Origin of the sequence: Pedobacter heparinus DSM 2366 (assembly GCF_000023825.1) — a bacterium.
GTDB classification, from domain to species: domain Bacteria; phylum Bacteroidota; class Bacteroidia; order Sphingobacteriales; family Sphingobacteriaceae; genus Pedobacter; species Pedobacter heparinus.
In genome coordinates this window covers 2259753-2278341 of sequence record NC_013061.1, presented here as the reverse complement: position 1 = coordinate 2278341, position 18589 = coordinate 2259753, and the positions used below count along the sequence as shown (strand labels likewise).

The 18589-nt window shown below is 33.6% G+C and carries 16 protein-coding genes; 5 read left to right on the top strand and 11 right to left on the bottom strand.

Annotated features, from left to right (window positions below):
• The first annotated feature begins 25 nt into the window (after window positions 1-25).
• Window positions 26-886 (top strand): beta-1,6-N-acetylglucosaminyltransferase, encoded by an 861-nt coding sequence (locus PHEP_RS09815; RefSeq protein ID WP_015807795.1) that lies wholly within the window; start codon window positions 26-28, stop codon window positions 884-886.
• Here the strand turns inward: PHEP_RS09815 and PHEP_RS09810 are convergent.
• Complete coding sequence (locus PHEP_RS09810) at window positions 883-1866, bottom strand: hypothetical protein (RefSeq protein WP_015807794.1); 984 nt, start codon at window positions 1864-1866, stop codon at window positions 883-885. The genes PHEP_RS09815 and PHEP_RS09810 overlap by 4 nt on opposite strands.
• Before the next feature lie 8 nt (window positions 1867-1874).
• On the bottom strand, window positions 1875-2687 hold the full coding sequence (locus PHEP_RS09805; protein WP_015807793.1) for an alpha-1,2-fucosyltransferase: 813 nt from the start codon (window positions 2685-2687) through the stop codon (window positions 1875-1877).
• Between the two features lie 216 nt (window positions 2688-2903).
• Between PHEP_RS09805 and PHEP_RS09800 the strand changes: the two genes are divergently transcribed.
• The 3 genes from PHEP_RS09800 to PHEP_RS09790 all read left to right on the top strand — a co-directional run bounded on the left by PHEP_RS09800 (window position 2904) and on the right by PHEP_RS09790 (window position 6686).
• Window positions 2904-4283, top strand: a complete 1380-nt coding sequence (locus PHEP_RS09800; protein WP_015807792.1) for a hypothetical protein — start codon at window positions 2904-2906, stop codon at window positions 4281-4283.
• Window positions 4284-4414: 131 nt separating this feature from the next.
• Window positions 4415-5218 (top strand): glycosyltransferase family 2 protein, encoded by an 804-nt coding sequence (locus tag PHEP_RS09795; protein ID WP_015807791.1) that lies wholly within the window; start codon window positions 4415-4417, stop codon window positions 5216-5218.
• A gap of 34 nt (window positions 5219-5252) precedes the next feature.
• Window positions 5253-6686, top strand: coding sequence for an MOP flippase family protein (locus tag PHEP_RS09790; RefSeq protein ID WP_015807790.1), 1434 nt, complete (start codon window positions 5253-5255; stop codon window positions 6684-6686).
• Between the two features lie 8 nt (window positions 6687-6694).
• Here the strand turns inward: PHEP_RS09790 and PHEP_RS09785 are convergent, their stop codons facing one another.
• Together PHEP_RS09785 and PHEP_RS21615 are read right to left on the bottom strand one after the other, a co-directional pair.
• Window positions 6695-8371: a GMC oxidoreductase gene (locus PHEP_RS09785; RefSeq protein ID WP_015807789.1), complete on the bottom strand. Its 1677-nt coding sequence runs from the start codon at window positions 8369-8371 to the stop codon at window positions 6695-6697.
• 17 nt (window positions 8372-8388) lie between these two features.
• Window positions 8389-8964, bottom strand: coding sequence for a gluconate 2-dehydrogenase subunit 3 family protein (locus tag PHEP_RS21615; RefSeq protein ID WP_015807788.1), 576 nt, complete (start codon window positions 8962-8964; stop codon window positions 8389-8391).
• Window positions 8965-9131: 167 nt separating this feature from the next.
• On the opposite strand from PHEP_RS21615, the gene PHEP_RS09775 reads away from it, so the two are divergent.
• On the top strand, window positions 9132-9992 hold the full coding sequence (locus PHEP_RS09775) for a glycosyltransferase family 2 protein (protein ID WP_015807787.1): 861 nt from the start codon (window positions 9132-9134) through the stop codon (window positions 9990-9992).
• 31 nt (window positions 9993-10023) lie between these two features.
• On the opposite strand, the gene PHEP_RS09770 is transcribed toward PHEP_RS09775, so the two are convergent.
• From PHEP_RS09770 to PHEP_RS09740, 7 genes are all read right to left on the bottom strand, one after another.
• A complete protein-coding gene (locus PHEP_RS09770) occupies window positions 10024-11121 on the bottom strand; it encodes a glycosyltransferase family 2 protein (RefSeq protein WP_244862648.1) in 1098 nt (365 codons plus the stop codon).
• 107 nt (window positions 11122-11228) lie between these two features.
• Window positions 11229-12449 carry a glycosyltransferase gene (locus PHEP_RS09765; protein ID WP_015807785.1) on the bottom strand — a complete coding sequence of 407 codons (1221 nt, stop codon included), beginning with the start codon at window positions 12447-12449 and terminating at the stop codon, window positions 11229-11231.
• A 36-nt stretch (window positions 12450-12485) separates the two neighbouring features.
• A complete protein-coding gene (locus PHEP_RS09760) occupies window positions 12486-13259 on the bottom strand; it encodes a glycosyltransferase family 2 protein (protein WP_015807784.1) in 774 nt (257 codons plus the stop codon).
• A 9-nt stretch (window positions 13260-13268) separates the two neighbouring features.
• Window positions 13269-13913 (bottom strand): acyltransferase, encoded by a 645-nt coding sequence (locus PHEP_RS09755; protein ID WP_015807783.1) that lies wholly within the window; start codon window positions 13911-13913, stop codon window positions 13269-13271.
• A 117-nt stretch (window positions 13914-14030) separates the two neighbouring features.
• Complete coding sequence (locus PHEP_RS09750; RefSeq protein WP_015807781.1) at window positions 14031-15476, bottom strand: O-antigen ligase family protein; 1446 nt, start codon at window positions 15474-15476, stop codon at window positions 14031-14033.
• A gap of 53 nt (window positions 15477-15529) precedes the next feature.
• Window positions 15530-17677, bottom strand: coding sequence for an exopolysaccharide transport family protein (locus PHEP_RS09745; RefSeq protein ID WP_015807780.1), 2148 nt, complete (start codon window positions 17675-17677; stop codon window positions 15530-15532).
• 20 nt (window positions 17678-17697) lie between these two features.
• The gene (locus PHEP_RS09740; protein ID WP_015807779.1) at window positions 17698-18387 is read right to left on the bottom strand and encodes a TolC family protein; all 690 of its coding nucleotides are present in this window, start codon (window positions 18385-18387) and stop codon (window positions 17698-17700) included.
• Window positions 18388-18589: the final 202 nt, after the last annotated feature.

The window sequence follows — 18589 nt, the reverse complement described above, 5'->3', positions numbered from 1 at the left end:
TATCTCACTTTAACATATATATATAATGCGAATCGCCCACATCATTCTTGCCCATAAAAATCCTGCGCAATTGCTACGGTTAACAAAAAAATTAGAACACAAAATGAGCGATATCTATTTGCATATTGACGCTAAAGTTCCTATTGCTCCGTTTGAGAGTATAATCAGGGGATCTCAAATATTTTTTATAAAAAACAGAGTGAACTGTAACTGGGGTGGATTTAGTCTGTTGGATACGATAATTAAAAGTTTGCAGCAGGTAATTAACGGAAACGTACGTTATGATTTTATAAATCTGATCAGTGCCCAGGATTACCCTCTAATGAATGCTGAGGATATGTATAATTTTTTGGAGAAAAGAATGGGAAAGATTTTCATTTCTTATGACACCTCTCCAAATTCAGAATGGTGGCAACACGCAAGAAAAAGATATGAAAGATATCATCTGACGGATTATTCTTTTACAGGGAAGTACTTTGTCCAGAAAATAATTAACATATTTTTTCGCAAAAGAAGTTTTCCTTTAAATGTTCCAATGTACGGTGGAAATAAATCGTGTTGGTGGACAATAACCGGAGATAGTGCTGCATACCTATTAAATCAACTTGACCCGAAATCAAAATTATATAAATTTTTAAGGTATTGTTGGGGAAGTGAGGAATTTGTGATATCCACCTTATTAATGAATTCTCAGTTCTCTACTCAGGTTGTTAATGAAAATTACCGTTACATTGATTGGTCTGAGGGTAAGTCAAGCCCCAAATTGTTACTTGTTGAAGATTTACAAGCAATACAAGCTTCGAAAATGCTGTTTGCAAGAAAGTTTGACAATGAAATTGACGTAAAAGTCATGGACTTGTTAGACAATGACAGTGCTTCACATTAAGGTATGGGATGGTATATCGATTTCAAAATTTTAGATAAGCGTAAAAAATCTTTAGGATTATTTAAAAATAGCTGAATAATCTTCTTAAACCCAAAATACCAGGACCGATCCGAAAAAGAAGCAGATATCTGTTCCAATAGTGAATCCTCTATTACTTTACTCTTCCAATCTTTTGTTAAGTTTCTGATAAACTGCCTATCGTTCAGTTTTTGCAAAGAGGTACCATTTATCAAGTTAAGGATGAGTTGATCAATCAGGTCTTTTTGTCGTTTACCCCAATAATGCATTAATAATTCATTGGTTGGTTTTATAGTGGTTTGTCTCTGAAGTAAGAGTGAAAAGGCCAGCTGTTCAGAAATAAACCATTTGGAGTTGGAATAAAAAAGATCTGTAAGTTTAAATACATACTGCATATATTTAGCAAAGTCAGATGAAAGGCCTATTAATCCCGAATTCCAGCTGTAATCATCCTGATTAAATTTTTCAATTGTGCCAGCTATTAAAAATTCTGTCTCGGAAATATACTGGATAAAAGATTTGGGAAACTCAACCATTTGATAATTGGCAAATACGCCAATACTTTCCTTAAGTGTAAATTCCCTGACATGCATATAGCTTTCTTCCCGTTTAAAAGCGTGCATTAAAATTGAAGGACAAGAAATAAAGAAAGTATCTGAGTCCACAAAAATCAAATCTTCTCCTGGATAATTTTCAAATGTCGAATCAATAACTGCAACCTTTCGACGATGGATAAAACCTGTTTCACCCATCATTTCTTTCAGTTTTTCAGAAGATAAAGTAACATAGTTTACAGATACAGGTGCTAAATAGGAAAAGAAGAAGTCCGGGCGATCAGTATACAACAGCACCCTATATTTGTCCGAATAGTCTTCTGTCCAGGAAAATAAACTTAAAATCGTAAATATAGCTCTTCTATACTCTGTTTCTGAACCGTATGAAAGAATTACAAAATTCTTCATTGCAATGATTATTGGACATCACACCAAATAAAACGATCAGTCATGACTTTTTTAGGATGTTCCTTACCTATTCTAAAGCCCAACCAGTTTTTTGGAGCATAAGTAATCTTTCTTTTATTTGCAGAAAGATAACAAGCCCACCACGCAAAGCTACTGTTAGAAATTATGGAAATATCTGCAGCCTTAATAATCTGAAAATCAGTTATCTCATCATTTTCTGAAAAAATATAGTTGGCATTCTTTCCAAAATAAGAGGAAACATAAGCAATGTCATCGCTGACAAAGAAAATCTTATAATCATCAATGTTTTGCAATGCATCCAATCTGCTTTTAAAGTACGCTATCGGCAAAGAAATATCTCTTTTACCATATTTTAAATAATCTGTTCTTCGGATATGAACCGCAATGGTCTTATTCAATTTAAATACCTCGCCAAATTTTTCGTCAAACTTCTGCTGATATTCTTGCTTAATTTTAAGGCCAAACTCTCCAACGATATTTTTAACATACCAGTCTGTTTGAAAAAAACCTTTGTAAATGGTCCAGTTTCTTACGCTTACTGGTTTGGGGATCTGGATATTCTGAATATAAATTTGTCTCGATGCTAGAATTTTATTCAAAATCTTCGGAACAATAAATAAAGCCTTATAGGTTAAACAGTAATCTTCAGTACGATCAATATCAAAATATTTGGTAAGATAACTGTCAGTGGGATTTGAGAAAAAGAAAAATATCCGCTTATTATTTGTTTTCAAATATTGATAAAATGCATATTGAAAAATTTGATTTCCCAATCTTCCATTGAATTGTACTCCTACCATAAGTGGTTTAGATCCTATTATTTAACGACGAAAATTCCTTCAAAGACGAAGGTACACAATCCTTCTTTACCATAAAAAAAAATCTCACTTTCCACATATAGAGATATTTTTTCCCATTTTTCCCCATTTTATTTTAAAAAAAAATTGTTTTTTAAAATAATTTCCATATCTATGCATAGGATAATTAAACACTTAACTAAAAGATAAATAAATTACATGAAGGTATTGGGATATTTTTCGCTACTTATCGTTCTTCCATTGATTGTATTTTCTTCTTGCAAAAAGACAGAAATTCTTGCAGAACCTGTTCAACCGGAGATTATTAAAGAAACTCCAGTACCTGAAAACAAACCGGAAACAAGCAAACCACCGGTATTTGAACGCATTTTGGATGTTGGTACAGGATCAGGAAACCTTATAATTGACGGTTTAACCACACCATTTAAGTGTAAAGATTTAATCAGAATTAAAGGAGGGACTTATAAAGGTATTGTTATACGAAATATTATTTCAGATAACGGATGTCCAATTACCATACAAAATGATGGATTGGTTGAAATCACCGGAAATTTCAATAAAATGGATCTTAGCAACCTGAAAAACGTTGTTATTTCAGGAGATGGTACGCCTGGCATTGCTAAAGGTTTCTCCTTTAGTGATAATACCTATAGAGCCATTGAAATGAGTGGAAGTGTGGATAATTTTACCCTACAAAATATTTCATTTAAAAATATTGGGAATTATGTGATCAATTATCCAGAAAACAAGGCCTATAATGGAACTGAAGATTCATACATGAAAAACTTAAAGTTTTTGAACATCAATTGTGACAATTGCAATGTTTTTTTAAATGCTCATGGTTCGGTGCAAAATGGTAATATCACGGGATTAATTAAAAATATTGAAATCGGATATCTGGACTTTCAAAATTCACCAAATGTTGGTACTGTTGTATATATAGGTAATGTAGAAGATTACAATATCCACCACAATAAGATTAACAATATCAATACCCAAAACAACAATCACAATGGGATTTTCCAATTAAATGGCAATGGAAAATTTTATAACAATTACATCAGTAATCATCAGGGAAATGCACTTAGGGCTTGGGGACATACTATTGGATCTACCCCTAAAGATATTCTAATTTACAATAACATTGTGGTAAATTCCAGAAAATACTCCGGCTTTGAAGTTCAGGCTTTTTCTTACAATATAGTTGGTGGCAAAACGACTTTTACAAATGCAAAGATTTTTAACAACACTTGTGGAAATCTGAATACAAGTAAAGATTGGTATGGAAGTGTGGTAGATGTATATAGCTTATTTGGCGGAACCTGTGACGTTTACAATAATTTAGGTTATAATTTTCAGCCTGGTAGCGGAATTTCAAACCAGCAGGCAGATTTAAAACCGAACACATACAGTAATTTATATTTTTCTACAAGTGCTGAAGCCGGACTGGTGGATCAGAGCACTTTTAAACTAGCAAATGGCTCTCCTGCAAAAAACTCTGGAAAGCAAACCCCAATTGAAATAGATTACTATGGAAATATAAGAGGAATCTCACCTTCTATCGGAGCTGTAGAATAGTTGTTGTTTAACTGAAATTTAAGTAACCTGATTGCCATGTCAGGTTACTTTTTTTTATAAATTATAATTAAACTTTTAAAGTTTGGTATTTGGTTCTATCTTTATGGTACTAAATTATAGTAACCGATAGGATGACCCAACAAAATTATTTTAAAAATGTCACGCTTCTTATTACACATTACAACAGAAGTAAGTCTTTAGAACGTCTTTTAAAATCCTTTCAGGAACTAAATTGTGTTTTTGAAGATGTCGTCATCTCTGATGATGGAAGCAAACAAGAGCACTTAGTTTACATTACAGAACTAAAAAATAAGTATAATTTCCGGTTGATTACGACTCCAAAGAACAAAGGTCTGGGAAATAACATCAACAAAGGACAAGATAATGTAACAACCCCATATACTTTATATATACAGGAAGATTTCATACCGAAGCCTAATTTCCCTGAACATTTTCGTGATGGTTTAAACATTATGGAGGAAGATAAGCAGTGGGATATGATTTCTTTTTATGCATACGAATTTTACCCCTATTCAAGGCCGTATAAGCTGGGTTTTTCTGAAAAACAATTTAAAATGGCTCCATGGTTTACCAATAATTTGAAATTTTACTTGTATAGCGATCATCCTCACCTGAGAAAGTCTTCTTTTTTACAAAAATTCGGGAGGTATGCTGAAGGATTAAACGTGGATAAAACAGAAATGCTAATGAGTCTGTCTTTTATTAAAAATAAGGGTAAAGCATTGTTTTTTGATGATCATTATGGACTGCTTACACAGGATAATGAACAACATGAAAGCAGTACTGCTTCTTATAGAAAATCATGGAAAAATAAAGATGCTACTTATATGAAATTGGGCAAATGGGCATATGCAAAAATAAAATTTGTCAAACTTAACGTCAAACTTTTTACTACCCGAAAACATCCTGGTTGATGTTCACTTTGTCACGTCATAAAAAATCATTACTATGAGTAATCAGGCCGTTGCCATTAATGGTGCTAAGTGGACTACTACAGCAACTGTAATTAATACTTTGCTTTCTTTTTGCCAACTAGCGATAGTGGCAAGGGTTTTAGAACCTACTATATTTGGATTGGTTAGCATCTGTACACTTGTTTTAAACTTTTTCCACATATTCGCTAATTTAGGATTCACGAATTCTATCATCTCCAAACAGGAGAATGATAAAAAAATCTTATCTACCATATTCTTTGCAAGCATTGCCCTTGGCTTTACAATGGGTGCACTAATTTATTTGTCATCAGGATTTGTTGTTGATTATTACGATGAGCCTAAACTATCTCATGTAATAAAGGTTTCTGCAATTACCTTTCCAATGATCTATACAAGCCAGATTTACTGGAATCTACTTCAAAAGGAACTCAAGTTTAAAATCCTTGCGGTTATTGAGGTTATTGGAGCAGTATTAAATATCGTACTAACTGTTACCCTCGCTTATAGTGGTTTTGAAGAACGATCAATTATATATAGTCAGGTTATTTTTACTGGGGTTAAAACATTTCTTTATATCCTATTGGGAAAGAATCTATTTACCCCCGTCTGGTATTTTAAACTGGGCGAAATAAAGGATCACCTCAGGTTTGGAATATACCATATGGCCGAAGGAGTTCTTGGTTTTGTGAATGGAAATTTAGAAAACATCGTGATAGGTAAGGCGGTAGGTATTAAAGAATTGGGTTTATATACAATTGCTTACCAGTTAGCGGTTTTCCCAATCACCAGATTAAACCCCATAATTATGCAGGTCTCCTATCCAATTATGGCAAAGATGAAAGATATTGATGGCTTAAAAAGGGCATATTTAAAAATTGTTGATTTCATTTCTTTTTGCAATTATCCTTTGTTATCCGGATTATTCATTACTTCATCCAGCGTAGTTGTTTTGATATATGGGGCGGATTATGAAGGTTCAGTGCAATTGGTTAAAATTATAGTATTTGTCAGTTTTCTGGCTTGTGTAATTGCTCCTGCATCATCTGTAGCACTATCCAGAAATAAACCCAACCTGATGTTTTATGTAAACCTAATCTCTCTTATTGTAAAAATACCTACTTTATATTTCTTTTCTCAAGCATTTGGTTTAATCGGAATAGCGTACGGATATGTAATCACGTCTTTATTAGAAACAATAATTGTATTTTATATAGTTAACCATTTGGTAGGCAGCTTCCTTAAAAAGTTAGTAAGTAATATTCTTATGCCCATTTCTTTCTGTTTAATAATGGTTGGGCTGATCTTTCTTTATCAACGTTTTATTGGCAACACGGGTTTGATTCATCTTATTGCTCAGGTAATTATTGGTGGAGCTGTTTACATTGGCCTGACGTTAAAATATAAGCTATCATTAAGCGAGATGCTGGCATTAAAAAAATCTTTATAATTCAGGACTCAAAGATTACCCAGCTTTAATTGCTTAACAGCGTAATCGCAAGCTCTGGCAGTTAAAGCCATATAAGTTAATGAAGGATTTTGACATCCCGAAGAGGTCATACAGCTTCCATCAGTTATAAAAACATTTTTTACAGAATGCATTTGGTTAAATCTATTCAATACCGACGTTTTTGGATCGTTCCCCATTCTTGCCGTGCCCATTTCATGTACAGTGGAACCTCCTGGTTTATTGTAATTAAAACTATCAATATTATTAAAACCAGCTTTTATAAGCATTTCAGTAGCCGTGTCTTTGATATCATCCATCATTTTTCTTTCATTATCCTTAAATTCAAAATCAATAGCTATTAACTTTTGCCCCCATTTATCTACTTTATCGGGAACTAGACTGACTCGATTTTCAAAATATGGCAAACACTCTCCCCATCCGGCCATCCATACCATCCACTTACCAGGTGTTGTGATTTCTTTTTTAAACTGACTTCCATATCCATTTGAAGAAGAAAGATCTACCCACTCCTGACGCTGGCCCCGACCCTGGATGTTGTACCCTCTGCTAAAACCAAGATTTTCATTATTATTCAGGTTTCTATATCTTGGAATTAAAAATCCACAAGGCCGTCTACCTTTATAATACTGATTTTTAAAACTATCATGCATTCCAAATGCTCCCGCAGAAGAATGATGATCCATTAGGTTATGTCCTACCTGGCCACTATCATTTCCAAACCCATTTGGAAACCTTGAGGAAACGGAGTTAAGTAATAATGCTGTAGTTGGTATAGTAGATGCATTGATAAAGATGATGTTTGCATAAAATAGGTGAACTTCATTACTTACGCTATCAATTACTTTAACTCCTTTTGCTTTCTGTTCTTGTTCATCATATATTAACTCAACAACGATTGAAAAAGGCCTCAATGTTAAATTACCTGTAGCCATTGCAGAAGGGATTGTAGAACTGTTACTGCTAAAATAACCACCAAATGGACAGCCCCTGGTACAAAGATTTCTATTTTGGCATGGTCCTCTATTATCCCAGCCTTTCGTTAGGTTGGCTACGCGCGCTGGGGTAAGTAACCTGTTTTCTTCAGTTTTGAGGATAGAATCAGCTAAATGTTCCTCTATGCAATTCAATTCGAATGGCGGCAAAAACTCTCCATCGGGCAACTGTGATAGATTTTCATGTTTTCCGCTAACGCCGATAAATGATTCCACGTAACTATACCAGCTGGCAATGTCTTTGTATCTTATTGGCCAATCTATGGCTACGCCTTCTTTCAAATTTGCCTCAAAATCTAAATCGCTAAGACGATAACATTGGCGCCCCCATAGTAACGACCTGCCGCCTACTTGATAGCCGCGAAACCAATTAAATGGCTTTTCCTGAACATAAGGCTGGTCTTTATCACTCACATAAAAATGCTTGTCTGCAGGAGTATATGCCATACTTTGTATGGGATCATTCTCCTGATCTTTTAGTGTATTATTAAAGCCCAACTCAAAATCCCACGGGTTCAAATTAGCTGTGGGATAATCTTGTATATGTTTGACATCTCTTCCACGTTCAAGAAGTAACGTTTTCAATCCCTTTTTACATAATTCCATTGCTGCCCACCCCCCGCTGATACCAGACCCAATTACAATCGCATCATAAAAATTTAAATTCTTCATATTATAAAAATCTACAGCTATTTTGTTGCCCAGGATTTTTGTCCTTTTTTTAAGGGCACACATGCATAAAATGCACCAGGAATATAATCGTATTCTAACCCTTGTGTTGCCCCCGGTTTTGAAAGACAATATCCTTCAACAGTTAATCTTTTTAACATAGGAAAAAATGATTCACCGAATATTTTTTTAATGATCTTATTCAGAATTGCTGAGTTGTAACCTGATTTTCTTGCAAACAGATCTAAAACCGCCATTTTCTCAGGTAGTGTACATTTTAAAAAATCTTTATTATAATTACTTATGGCTTTTTTTTCCAAATCTGCGATTCCTGCCAGAAATTCATTTTGTAAAGCTTTAGTATGACAATTTGTTAAGATTTTGATGATATAGAGATGTACTAATGCATCTTTTGCACCTGGGCTTTCAGTTGCCGGAATAATAAGATCTACCAATTCGGCCAAAATTGGTTCCTTATCTTTTATATGCCCAATATCCTGAGCCCTATTAAAGTATTTTTTTATACCGGCAAAATAGGTTACAACACTAGCAGCTCCCAAAAAAACAATACCTTTTAAATAGGATCTTCTATTCATTGAAATATCAATTGATTAAAAGTTTAAATATATATATATGAAAACAAATATGTTCAAATAATATACAGTTTAGACTATAAATAATTTATTAAATAAATTTATAGTCTTACCTTAGTATATCTTTATTAAGATACTAATCAATTGAATTAGATAAGATTTCCTTTTGTATGAAGCTTTTTAAAAATCCTAAGTGGTTAAGAGATTTTGATTTTCCATTCAACAAATTTGAAGAGATACCTCAGAGTACCTTTGACGAAATTAATAAAAAGCTCGATAAGATCATCGGTGACGAACCATTGGTTACTATTTTAATAGCTGCCTGGAATGAAGAAATTAACATTTTAAGGTGTATTGCTAGTCTTTCTGAAACAAAATTTGACTTCCCCATTGAAATTATTGTGGTAAATAATAATTCAAAAGACAGAACACAGGATACAATTTCTAAACTGCATATTAAAAGTATGTTTGAAAAAGTACAAGGATGTGGACCCGCCAGGCAACTTGGACAATTAAATGCAAAAGGCAAATTTGTACTACTTGCCGATGCTGATTGTTTTTACCCTTCATGTTGGGTTAATGATATGTTAGCAGTGTTGAAAAAGAAAGATGTGGTATGTGTGTACGGCAGATATTCTTTTATAAGTAGTCCTGGTTTTCCTAGATGGAAACTTTATATGCTTGAGAAAATGAAAGATATCATTTCAGAATTCAGACAGCTTAACAGACCTTATTTTAATGCGTATGGAATTAGCATGGGCTATATAAAAGAACTAGGTCTGAAAGTGGGATTTATAAATGATAATTTTTGGGGCGATGACGGGCAGCTGTGTTTGGGGTTAATGAAATATGGTAAGATCCGGCAGGTAAGATCTAACAGAGCTCGGGCATGGACCGGAACAAGAACGCTAGAACGAGATGGCAATGATTTTACGAAAGCCCTAATGTCAAGAATCAACAAAGAGCTAAAAAGATTTTTTAGCAATTTCAATTCTAAGCTTCCAGAAGATTCTTATAAGAAAACTTCTTAATTAATTTCTTTAACCAACCATTATTATTGGTTTAATCCAGATCATTTATAGTTGTATTATGGTCGTGTTTCGTTGCCACAGAGAGTTTGTTTGCTTTCTTGGCCTTTAAAAGCGCTTGTACCTGAAAAAATATAAATATTGGGATACGCTTTAAAGATTGATAAATTCTTCTGTCAGCCTTAAAATGACTCAATGATTTCATAAAAGTGAAAACAAATATAAAAGAGGAAATCACAATAATTAAACTTAGTTCGGGAACAATCAATAACCCAATTGCAAACCATAACAAAGAAAGAAACAAAAGAATAAATAATGGTGGCCTTACAAGCATAATTGAGAATAAGAATTGGTTCCAATCTCTATTTACTACTCCCGATAACATCATCTTTAAACCAAGTTTAAAAAACTTAAACCAGGTATTTATCCATCTGGCCCTTTGCTTAACCAATTGATCAGATTTAGATGTCTTTTCATCATATACGATTGCTTTTTTAGCAAATGCGATCTTAAGTTTTCGAATCACAATTTCGTATTGTAAAATTTTGTCAAAACCTGCACCGCTGGCATCAAGTTTTAACATACATTCTTTATAAAGTTCAGTAGAAAATGCCATTCCGGAACCTGATAAAGATGCTGAAGAACCTGCCAAGGTTAATAACTCCTTATCTGCATATCTGTAATATATGTCATTTGCAGCATCTAAACAGGCCAGGCTTGTATTTAAATTTTTGGCCTCCCGAACTCCCTGAACCGCATGATAGCCCAAATCAAAAATATGGTTTAGCTCCACAAAATAAGAAGATTGCACTAAATTATCGCTATCTATAATCGTTATTCTATCATGTTGTCTCTTAAAATTATTAATGGCATAGAAGTGGGATTTGACATTGCTGGATAGTACTTCGGTGGGTCTTAAAACAACTATTCTTTCGTCAGCGAAATTAAGTGTAGAAACATCGCAATTGTCTGCAACTATATAAATTATAAAATTACCATAATCAACTTTAAGGATGGAATCGACAACAGCATGTATCAAAGAGAGGTCTTCGTATGCTGTTACAATAACTGCATAATCTCCAGCACCGTTTGTATCAGGGTTAGCATTTTTTTTACTTTTAATTCTGAACAATGATGATATCAACAACAGAAAAGCTGGAAATAGCAAATGAATAATTATAATCGATCCCAATACAATAAATAATATCAGTATAATAAACATATAAAGTAGGTGCTAACTTATTTTTGTAATTCCAAAGCTATTTTATCCCTCATCTCCTGTACGCTCCTCTCCCATGTATGGGTAAAGGCGAAAGCTTTGCGTGTTTCTATTTTAATTTCATCATCTTCGGCAAATGCCTTATTGATAAGTTCTATAAATTCACTTTGGTTGTTTGCTAAATAGACATAATCTTCAAAAACATCCATTGTTATTGTTCTTGTTGCAACTACCGGTTTTCCCATGGCCAGGTACTCATCTATCTTTCTAGGATAATTTCCTATAGTCACTTCATTAATCTCCTGCGGATTAATACATATATCGAACATTTGAATATATAATGGCAGTTCCTCGGTAGGTTTTTGTCCAAGAAATAATACGTTTGGTAAGTTATGCAGATTACTCTGTATAAATTCATTATCTTCTGGTCCTACCAGAACCAGTACGTATTGAGGATAGGAAACTGCAATCAATTCTAGAAGTTGTATATTTAAACGAATACTGCTCAAAGAACCAACATAACCTATAAGAGGTTTGCCTATATGACTTAACTCTTCGATCTTTTTATCAGGAACATTCTTAAATGCTTCGATATTGCATCCTTGTCCAACATTAAAAGAACTGTTGTTATATAACATGCAGTACCTTTCGAGATAGGCTGAGTTTGTAAAACAAATATCGCTTTTGCCAATCAGGATTGGCTCCAATTTAGCTCCATGTTTTTTCCAATAATTAACCGCAATCATATAATCTCGCGCGTAATAAATACTAAGCCTTGGCTGCAAAAACTCCTTGAGATAAAAGCCGAGAAACATTTCATTGTCATTAAACAGTATGGGATTTTTAAATCCTAAAGTATTTAGCGCTTTGCTTATGGCATGTGCGAATTTCCTGTTATTGCGTTTATTTAATATGTTAAAAATAAAAGTAGGGTTAATCCAATTGATAGATTCAACAACGCAATCCGGATAGTAAGTCCATAAATTGTCTGTTATTTTTACCAGGCCATTTTCCTCTCCCCGTACAACATCCAAACGTAGTTTTGTTTTCGGATTGTCTCTTTCCTTGATCAGGGTAATTCTGTTAATTGCAGAATTCACATATAAAACTCTATTTGTTTTACTAAGTTCAAAAGCTATATCCTTGCAGTTGCTTCCGATTTCGGTATCCCATGGTTGTTGCCCTACAATGATGACGTCGTTAATAAAACCGGAAGAAACACCATTTATTGCTTTTGACATATTAATTTTTGTTTCCGTTGTTGTTAGAAAATTAACTTATTTTATATAGAGCGAATAATTATATGATATCTGTCTATAGATATACCGTATCCACTTGATCAATAAATTGTTACTTGCTCTCCAAGATACGCGGTGTACTGTGCTTGGTTCAAAAGAATCATTAACCTGATCAAAAACAGATTTATAGTCATTATAAAGATATCCTTTACCTTTATTTCTGATAAACGAAAGCATCATTTCAAATTCTGTTTTATCAGAGTGCTTATTTTCATTGTACTTGCCAAATTTTTTCAGAAAGTTACTTCTTCTCAAATGAGGATGATCACTGTATAGTGGAAATTTGTGTAGATTCAAAGAAAAAGGATCAAAGATCATTTCTGAAAATCCATCTCTATAATATTTTTTTTGTGGATAATCAAGATACGAGTAAAACCGAACAGTATCAGCGGAGGGATCGTCTTTTAAAATACTTAATCCATCGGCCAGGGGTTTTTCAAACCCGGGAAGCGGAACAAAATCTTCCTGAACATATAAGGTAAACTCACTTTTTACAGCCTCCTGTCCCTTATTAATATTATTTCCCAGGCCTCTGTTCTTTTCGGCAAGTAAAAGCTGGAAATCAAATCTCTTCTTAAGCTCGGTTATATAGGAAATATGCTCGGATTTACTTCCATCATCAGATACGATTATGTCATAGAATCTTGTGCCGTAATCGGAAAAACTTTGCAATAACCTTTCCAAAGACCTGCTTCGATTGTAGTGCGTTATTAATAAGGTAACTTCGTCGAATGGACTTTTAATTAGATTCATATATATATATTATTTATACGACTTATCTATCTTTTTCCAGGTCCCACTTAATTCATCGTACTGTTTTATCACTTTAGCCGGATTACCAATAGCAACAGAAAAAGGTGGAATATCTTTAGTAACCACACTTCCGGCTCCAATAACACTGTGTTTTCCAACAGTTACCCCAGCAGTAATGACACTATTAGCGCCAATCCATACAGCATCACCTATGGTAATCAATTTTCTAATTTCTTTTTGTCTACTTGGTGGTATGGTAACGTCCTGATAACCGTGGTTCATTCCTGACAAAACAATATTTTGAGCTAACATGACATCGTCTCCAATAACAACAGGACCAATAATTGTATTTCCTAAACCAATAATTGTCCGGTGTCCTATTATAACCTCTCCAACACCATTATTAATCGTACCAAAATCTTCAATTACAGAACCATCTCCTAAAACAAACTGACTAAAAGGGAATACGTCAAGACGAGTCCTAGATCGAATTATAGATTTTCTTCCCCTTTTGTGTTTAAATGGATTGATAAATAACCTTACCCAAAGCCTTGGCCTGTGTTCGCCACTTGGTATGAGCAGCCAGTGTGCCATTTTCTTTAGCAATGGATTCGATTTTATTTTAGAAGTCAATGACATTTCCAAAGATAGCATTAATGATAAAAGGATTATAATTTACTTAACGGTTCTTTATTATTCATTTTTAACCCTTTTATAATTCCGTAAATCAGGCATAACAAAGCAGGGATAGCAAAAATTTCGTAAGGCATATTACAAATTATTTTTATTTGATATTTCTTTATCTAAAACTGGACTTATAAATATAAACACCCATGAAACATATACAATTATTGAGGATGGCATTGTATTAATAACTTCGTTTCCATAACTACAAATTAAAATACCGGCATAACCAGATGTCATTGCTATCCCTTTTATTCTTAGGTCCGGATCCCTGATGTTCCAAACAATACCACAACATTTACCCAGGATATACATCATGATACACAGCCATATTATAAAACCTATTATTCCATACATTGCCCATACCTTTACCCAATAACTATCTGGAGGAATATGCGCTAAAAACTTATCCTGGTTATACTTTGCTCCCCAGGCTCCAATAACACCAAGTCCGCCCCCAAAAGGCCTGGTACTCATATACTCTCTAAGCAATTTTTGAGTGTTAAGCCTTACATTAAATGATGCATCCGTAGGGTCTAAAGCACTTCTTAAACGGTAAATCTGATAATTTCCATTTCCTATATAAGTAAATTTAAGTATAAACAAACAAGAACAGGCAATAAGCCCACCTATAAGAATGACCTTTATTTGCTTACTCAATATTATTGCTAAAAATACACCAGATACCAGCACAAAAAGTGCTCCTCTTGTACCAGAAATAAGCATCCCGTAAAGCAAAAGAAGAGAAATACAAAATAATAAAGCTCTTTTCCACCATTTGTAAGGCCCAAAGGCTAAAATAAGACATATTAAACCGATATGCGCTTGAGAAGCTCCAAATTGGGCCGCTTCACTATAAAATGAAAACACGCGTAGCTGACCGAATAACATATGGGTAACGTAACCTCCGTCGTCAATAAACCGTTGTTCGCCGGGTGAAAGACCAATATATAATTGTTTGATACCATTTATTGCTCCAAATACGGAAAAGACAATTACTAATACTAAAAAAGAATCTAGGTCTTTCTTAGTATTAAATAAAACATAGGTGACAGGTATAATTAACAAAGGATATAGTGCTGCCGATCTGATCTCCTGTAACCAACCCATTATACTTGCCCCCGCCGGATTTGCTACCTCTAAAACGCTTAGTAAAAACCAAATTACTATTATATAAAAAAGATCATTCTTAACTTTCTTCCATTCTTCAACCGGCACCCTGAGTACTGCAAATAACCAGGTGAGAAATAACAATACTTCTATGAATGTACCATATGGAATATCCCCGCCAATTTCTCTACTTATCAATGCAATGGAGAAGCAATAGGAAATTAAAGCCCATAATGTGATCTTAGGATGATTAAAGCTAATGATCAGAAAAATAACAGCAGCGGATAAACCTATCGCAATTAAGGGGACAATAATTCCCAATTGGAATGAAAAAAAACTAATCGCCGTTGTCAAAATCAAACCAATAATGACAAACAAGATCCTTTTTAAACTAAAAGGCAATTGATTAAAAAATTGCATCATGAGAGATAACTCATGAATTTAGGACTGACTTTATTTTCAGATATTATCATGACCTATTTCTTTTTATACTTAAATTTATTGAGTATCCATCCCATAAAACCTGGATGGTTCCTGATATAGTTGATATATTCAGCATCTCCATCTCCTATTGATTTACCATACTCAAATACCGCAATGCTCCTGTCCGTAAAATACAACCATTCTTTGGTATTGTTAACATCCTTTAAGTTATTGATGTCAATTATAATATAGTCGAACTCCTTCCGTAAAAGATCAAACCCATTTTTTATGTTAGCACTGCTCTGAGTTTCCAATAAAGAAGAATTGCTGGATTTCATATTAAACACAGTAATGAGGTCTTCTGTTTGTACTTCTTTCTTCACAATAAATGTACCTACAAATTCACTGGGGATCAGTTTCTGAGATCCATCCTTATCTACACTATCTTCTTCGCTACTTATAAGCAATACCTTTTTTCCAGTCATAGCAAATGCATAAGTCAAACTGGATGCTAAAAATGATTTTCCTTCACCAATATTTAAACTTGTGATGCCTAATATTTTTGACTCACTATCACCGAATGCTTTATCAATTTCAAACCGAACGGATCTTAAAAGGTCTTTATAGACATTATAATTTAAATTGTCTCCTTTATCTTTCCAAATCGTTTTGGGTTCTTTGTCTGATTCTGTAATTAAATTGAGTAAGCCTAAAACTGGCCCACCGGTTTGTTTGGCCAATTGAGCTGTGGTATAAACAGATCTGTCAAGCAGAAAAAGAATCAATAGAATAACAAAACACAACATAAAACTGGCAGCGGCAGACATTGCAATAAACAGTATCGCCTTTGATTTTTCTGGCGTACCTGGTAAACCAATTTGTGCGATCTGAAGCTTTAAACCAGTGTTTTGCTCCGTTCTACTTTGATTGGTCCGATCAAGTGCTGCCATATAATCTTTCGTAGCAATATCGGCATCGCGTTCGTAGTTTTGAATGCCAGCATCAAATGGCACCATTGTACTGTACTTTGCTTTTAAAGTAGCCAACTCTCTATCAATTGATTTAATGGTATTTTTAATCTGGTCGGTAGATACTTCAAGATTTATTTTTTGCTGAACAAGTCCCTGTCTTGGAACAAGAGGATCAGTTACATTTTTATCTGAGACTTTGGAAGACTGGATACTAAGCAGATTTTGTAAAGAATCTACTTTCTTTTTATCTGCTACTTTAAAACCTCCGTCTATATACCTGTCATTGGCTGTTTTTATCTGTGATTTTAAATTGAGAATATTATTATTGTCTTCAATGGCACTCCCTCCTAAAAACGGTTCATCTTTCCCACTCAGCTTTTTATTAATAGCCGATAATGCACCTAAATTAGCTTGTATATCTCTTATCGCCTGCGCCTTTTTTTCTTCATATTGAGATATCTGAGCGTATAAAGTTGCACCTTGTTCATTAACATTTAAGACTCCGTTTTTCATTTTGAAGTCCTTCAGTGCGCTATTTTTCGCATTCATATCTTGTTCTTTCTTCTTTAACAATGAATCTAGAAGCAAAATAGAGTTGTTCTGATTATTATAAACTTCTACGCTATAATTATTAATGAACTCTGTTGAAAGCGTATTTACTACAAAAGCAGATAACAAAGGATCTTCAGAAGTAAACTGCACATTTATGAAGTCGCTGTTCTCTGCTCTGTAAATGGTCAAATCTTCATTGATACTAGCTTCATCATATCCCATTGATTGGAGCAAATCGAATAATTTGAATTTATTTCTATTGTCCAAAACGGTAATTGTAGCTTTTTCACTTAGCTTTTTTTTGTAGATATTAATTAATTCTGATTTATCAGACTGGGACAGTGAATCTATTTTAGAACTGTTTTTTCTGAAAGCAGTGCTTGGATTTTCTAAATCATGAATAATGAGATGATAGGAAAGTATTCCCATCATTTTTCTCATTTTCATTTTTTCAATGATATTACTAAATTGCTGGCTGATCTTAAAAAAATCAGATTGAACTTGGGTTGATATTTGTTTAGACTGGTCTACAAGTCCCGTGGCTATCTGTGCTTCTGATTTATATTTTTTCGGAAGATTTTTGGAGAGAAAGTAAGTTAGGGTCCCAGCAATTACTGGCAATAAAATCAATATCCATGAAAACTTCTTTAGTATTTTCGAAAACCTTTTAATATCCATTTATTAAGTTCCTTTTACTATTATTTTATATCTGTTAATTTTTGACCAATAATTTCTTCCAGTGCATCTTTAGCATTTAAATAATTTACTTCCGTTTGAAGGCGCTCTGTACTTGCATCTGCCAATTGTATACGACTGAAATTGTATTGATCTAAGGTAATCTCGCCTTTTTCAAATCTACGCTTAGAATTATCTGCAACACTTTTATTATCTTGTGTTTTGATGGTTCTTATTTTCAGCTCTTGTAGCATTTGTACATAGTTATAATATCTTCTTTTAACTTCAGTAACAAGAGACACATCATAATCCGCGGTTTGTAATTGTGCTACTTTATACTCAGCTTTAGCACGTTTAACTAAAAAGGGTTTTTGAAGAAAATTGCCCAGGTTTATATTTATACCGTACTGGATTCCATTAACAATATATGGATTAACTGTTCCCGGTGCTATGATTGCGGCCTTATCATTTGGACGGTAAAAATAGGACGCAGAAAATATATCAAGATACGATAATTGAGAAATGGTAACTCCTGCCTTCGAAATATCTTCTTGCGCTTTTACTAACTTCCGTTTAGGGTAATTTACACGAGCAGCTTCGATATATTTTTCTAACAACCCATAATTGATTTCCCCAATAATTGATTCCTGAGCAAATGTGCTAATAGTTAACATCGATAATACCACTGAGGTAACGAAATATTTTTTTTTCATTTTGTTTATTTGTTTTTTGATTATTCTATTTAAATAATAAGATGCTTATTGATTCCAACACTATGTAAAAAAATTAGATTATCCATCAGAAGTCCACATCTTCCTGATTTTTAGCGATATGTAATTCACAACCGTTAATTTTATTGAGCAAATACAATTATTAATATATGCTACAAAGCTGTTTTTGTAATCAATAACCAAA

Excerpts from the sequence above, each read along its gene's own strand:
- PHEP_RS09785 (WP_015807789.1), bottom strand. The coding sequence starts at position 8,371 with ATGAAGAATTTAAATTTTTATGATGCGATTGTAATTGGGTCTGGTATC.
- PHEP_RS09810 (WP_015807794.1), bottom strand. The coding sequence starts at position 1,866 with ATGAAGAATTTTGTAATTCTTTCATACGGTTCAGAAACAGAGTATAGA.
- PHEP_RS09815 (WP_015807795.1), top strand. The coding sequence starts at position 26 with ATGCGAATCGCCCACATCATTCTTGCCCATAAAAATCCTGCGCAATTG.
- PHEP_RS09750 (WP_015807781.1), bottom strand. The coding sequence starts at position 15,476 with ATGATGCAATTTTTTAATCAATTGCCTTTTAGTTTAAAAAGGATCTTG.
- PHEP_RS09740 (WP_015807779.1), bottom strand. The coding sequence starts at position 18,387 with ATGAAAAAAAAATATTTCGTTACCTCAGTGGTATTATCGATGTTAACT.
- PHEP_RS21615 (WP_015807788.1), bottom strand. The coding sequence starts at position 8,964 with ATGAATAGAAGATCCTATTTAAAAGGTATTGTTTTTTTGGGAGCTGCT.
- PHEP_RS09760 (WP_015807784.1), bottom strand. The coding sequence starts at position 13,259 with ATGAATCTAATTAAAAGTCCATTCGACGAAGTTACCTTATTAATAACG.
- PHEP_RS09790 (WP_015807790.1), top strand. The coding sequence starts at position 5,253 with ATGAGTAATCAGGCCGTTGCCATTAATGGTGCTAAGTGGACTACTACA.
- PHEP_RS09765 (WP_015807785.1), bottom strand. The coding sequence starts at position 12,449 with ATGTCAAAAGCAATAAATGGTGTTTCTTCCGGTTTTATTAACGACGTC.
- PHEP_RS09795 (WP_015807791.1), top strand. The coding sequence starts at position 4,415 with ATGACCCAACAAAATTATTTTAAAAATGTCACGCTTCTTATTACACAT.
- PHEP_RS09745 (WP_015807780.1), bottom strand. The coding sequence starts at position 17,677 with ATGGATATTAAAAGGTTTTCGAAAATACTAAAGAAGTTTTCATGGATA.
- PHEP_RS09800 (WP_015807792.1), top strand. The coding sequence starts at position 2,904 with ATGAAGGTATTGGGATATTTTTCGCTACTTATCGTTCTTCCATTGATT.
- PHEP_RS09805 (WP_015807793.1), bottom strand. The coding sequence starts at position 2,687 with ATGGTAGGAGTACAATTCAATGGAAGATTGGGAAATCAAATTTTTCAA.
- PHEP_RS09755 (WP_015807783.1), bottom strand. The coding sequence starts at position 13,913 with ATGCTATCTTTGGAAATGTCATTGACTTCTAAAATAAAATCGAATCCA.
- PHEP_RS09775 (WP_015807787.1), top strand. The coding sequence starts at position 9,132 with ATGAAGCTTTTTAAAAATCCTAAGTGGTTAAGAGATTTTGATTTTCCA.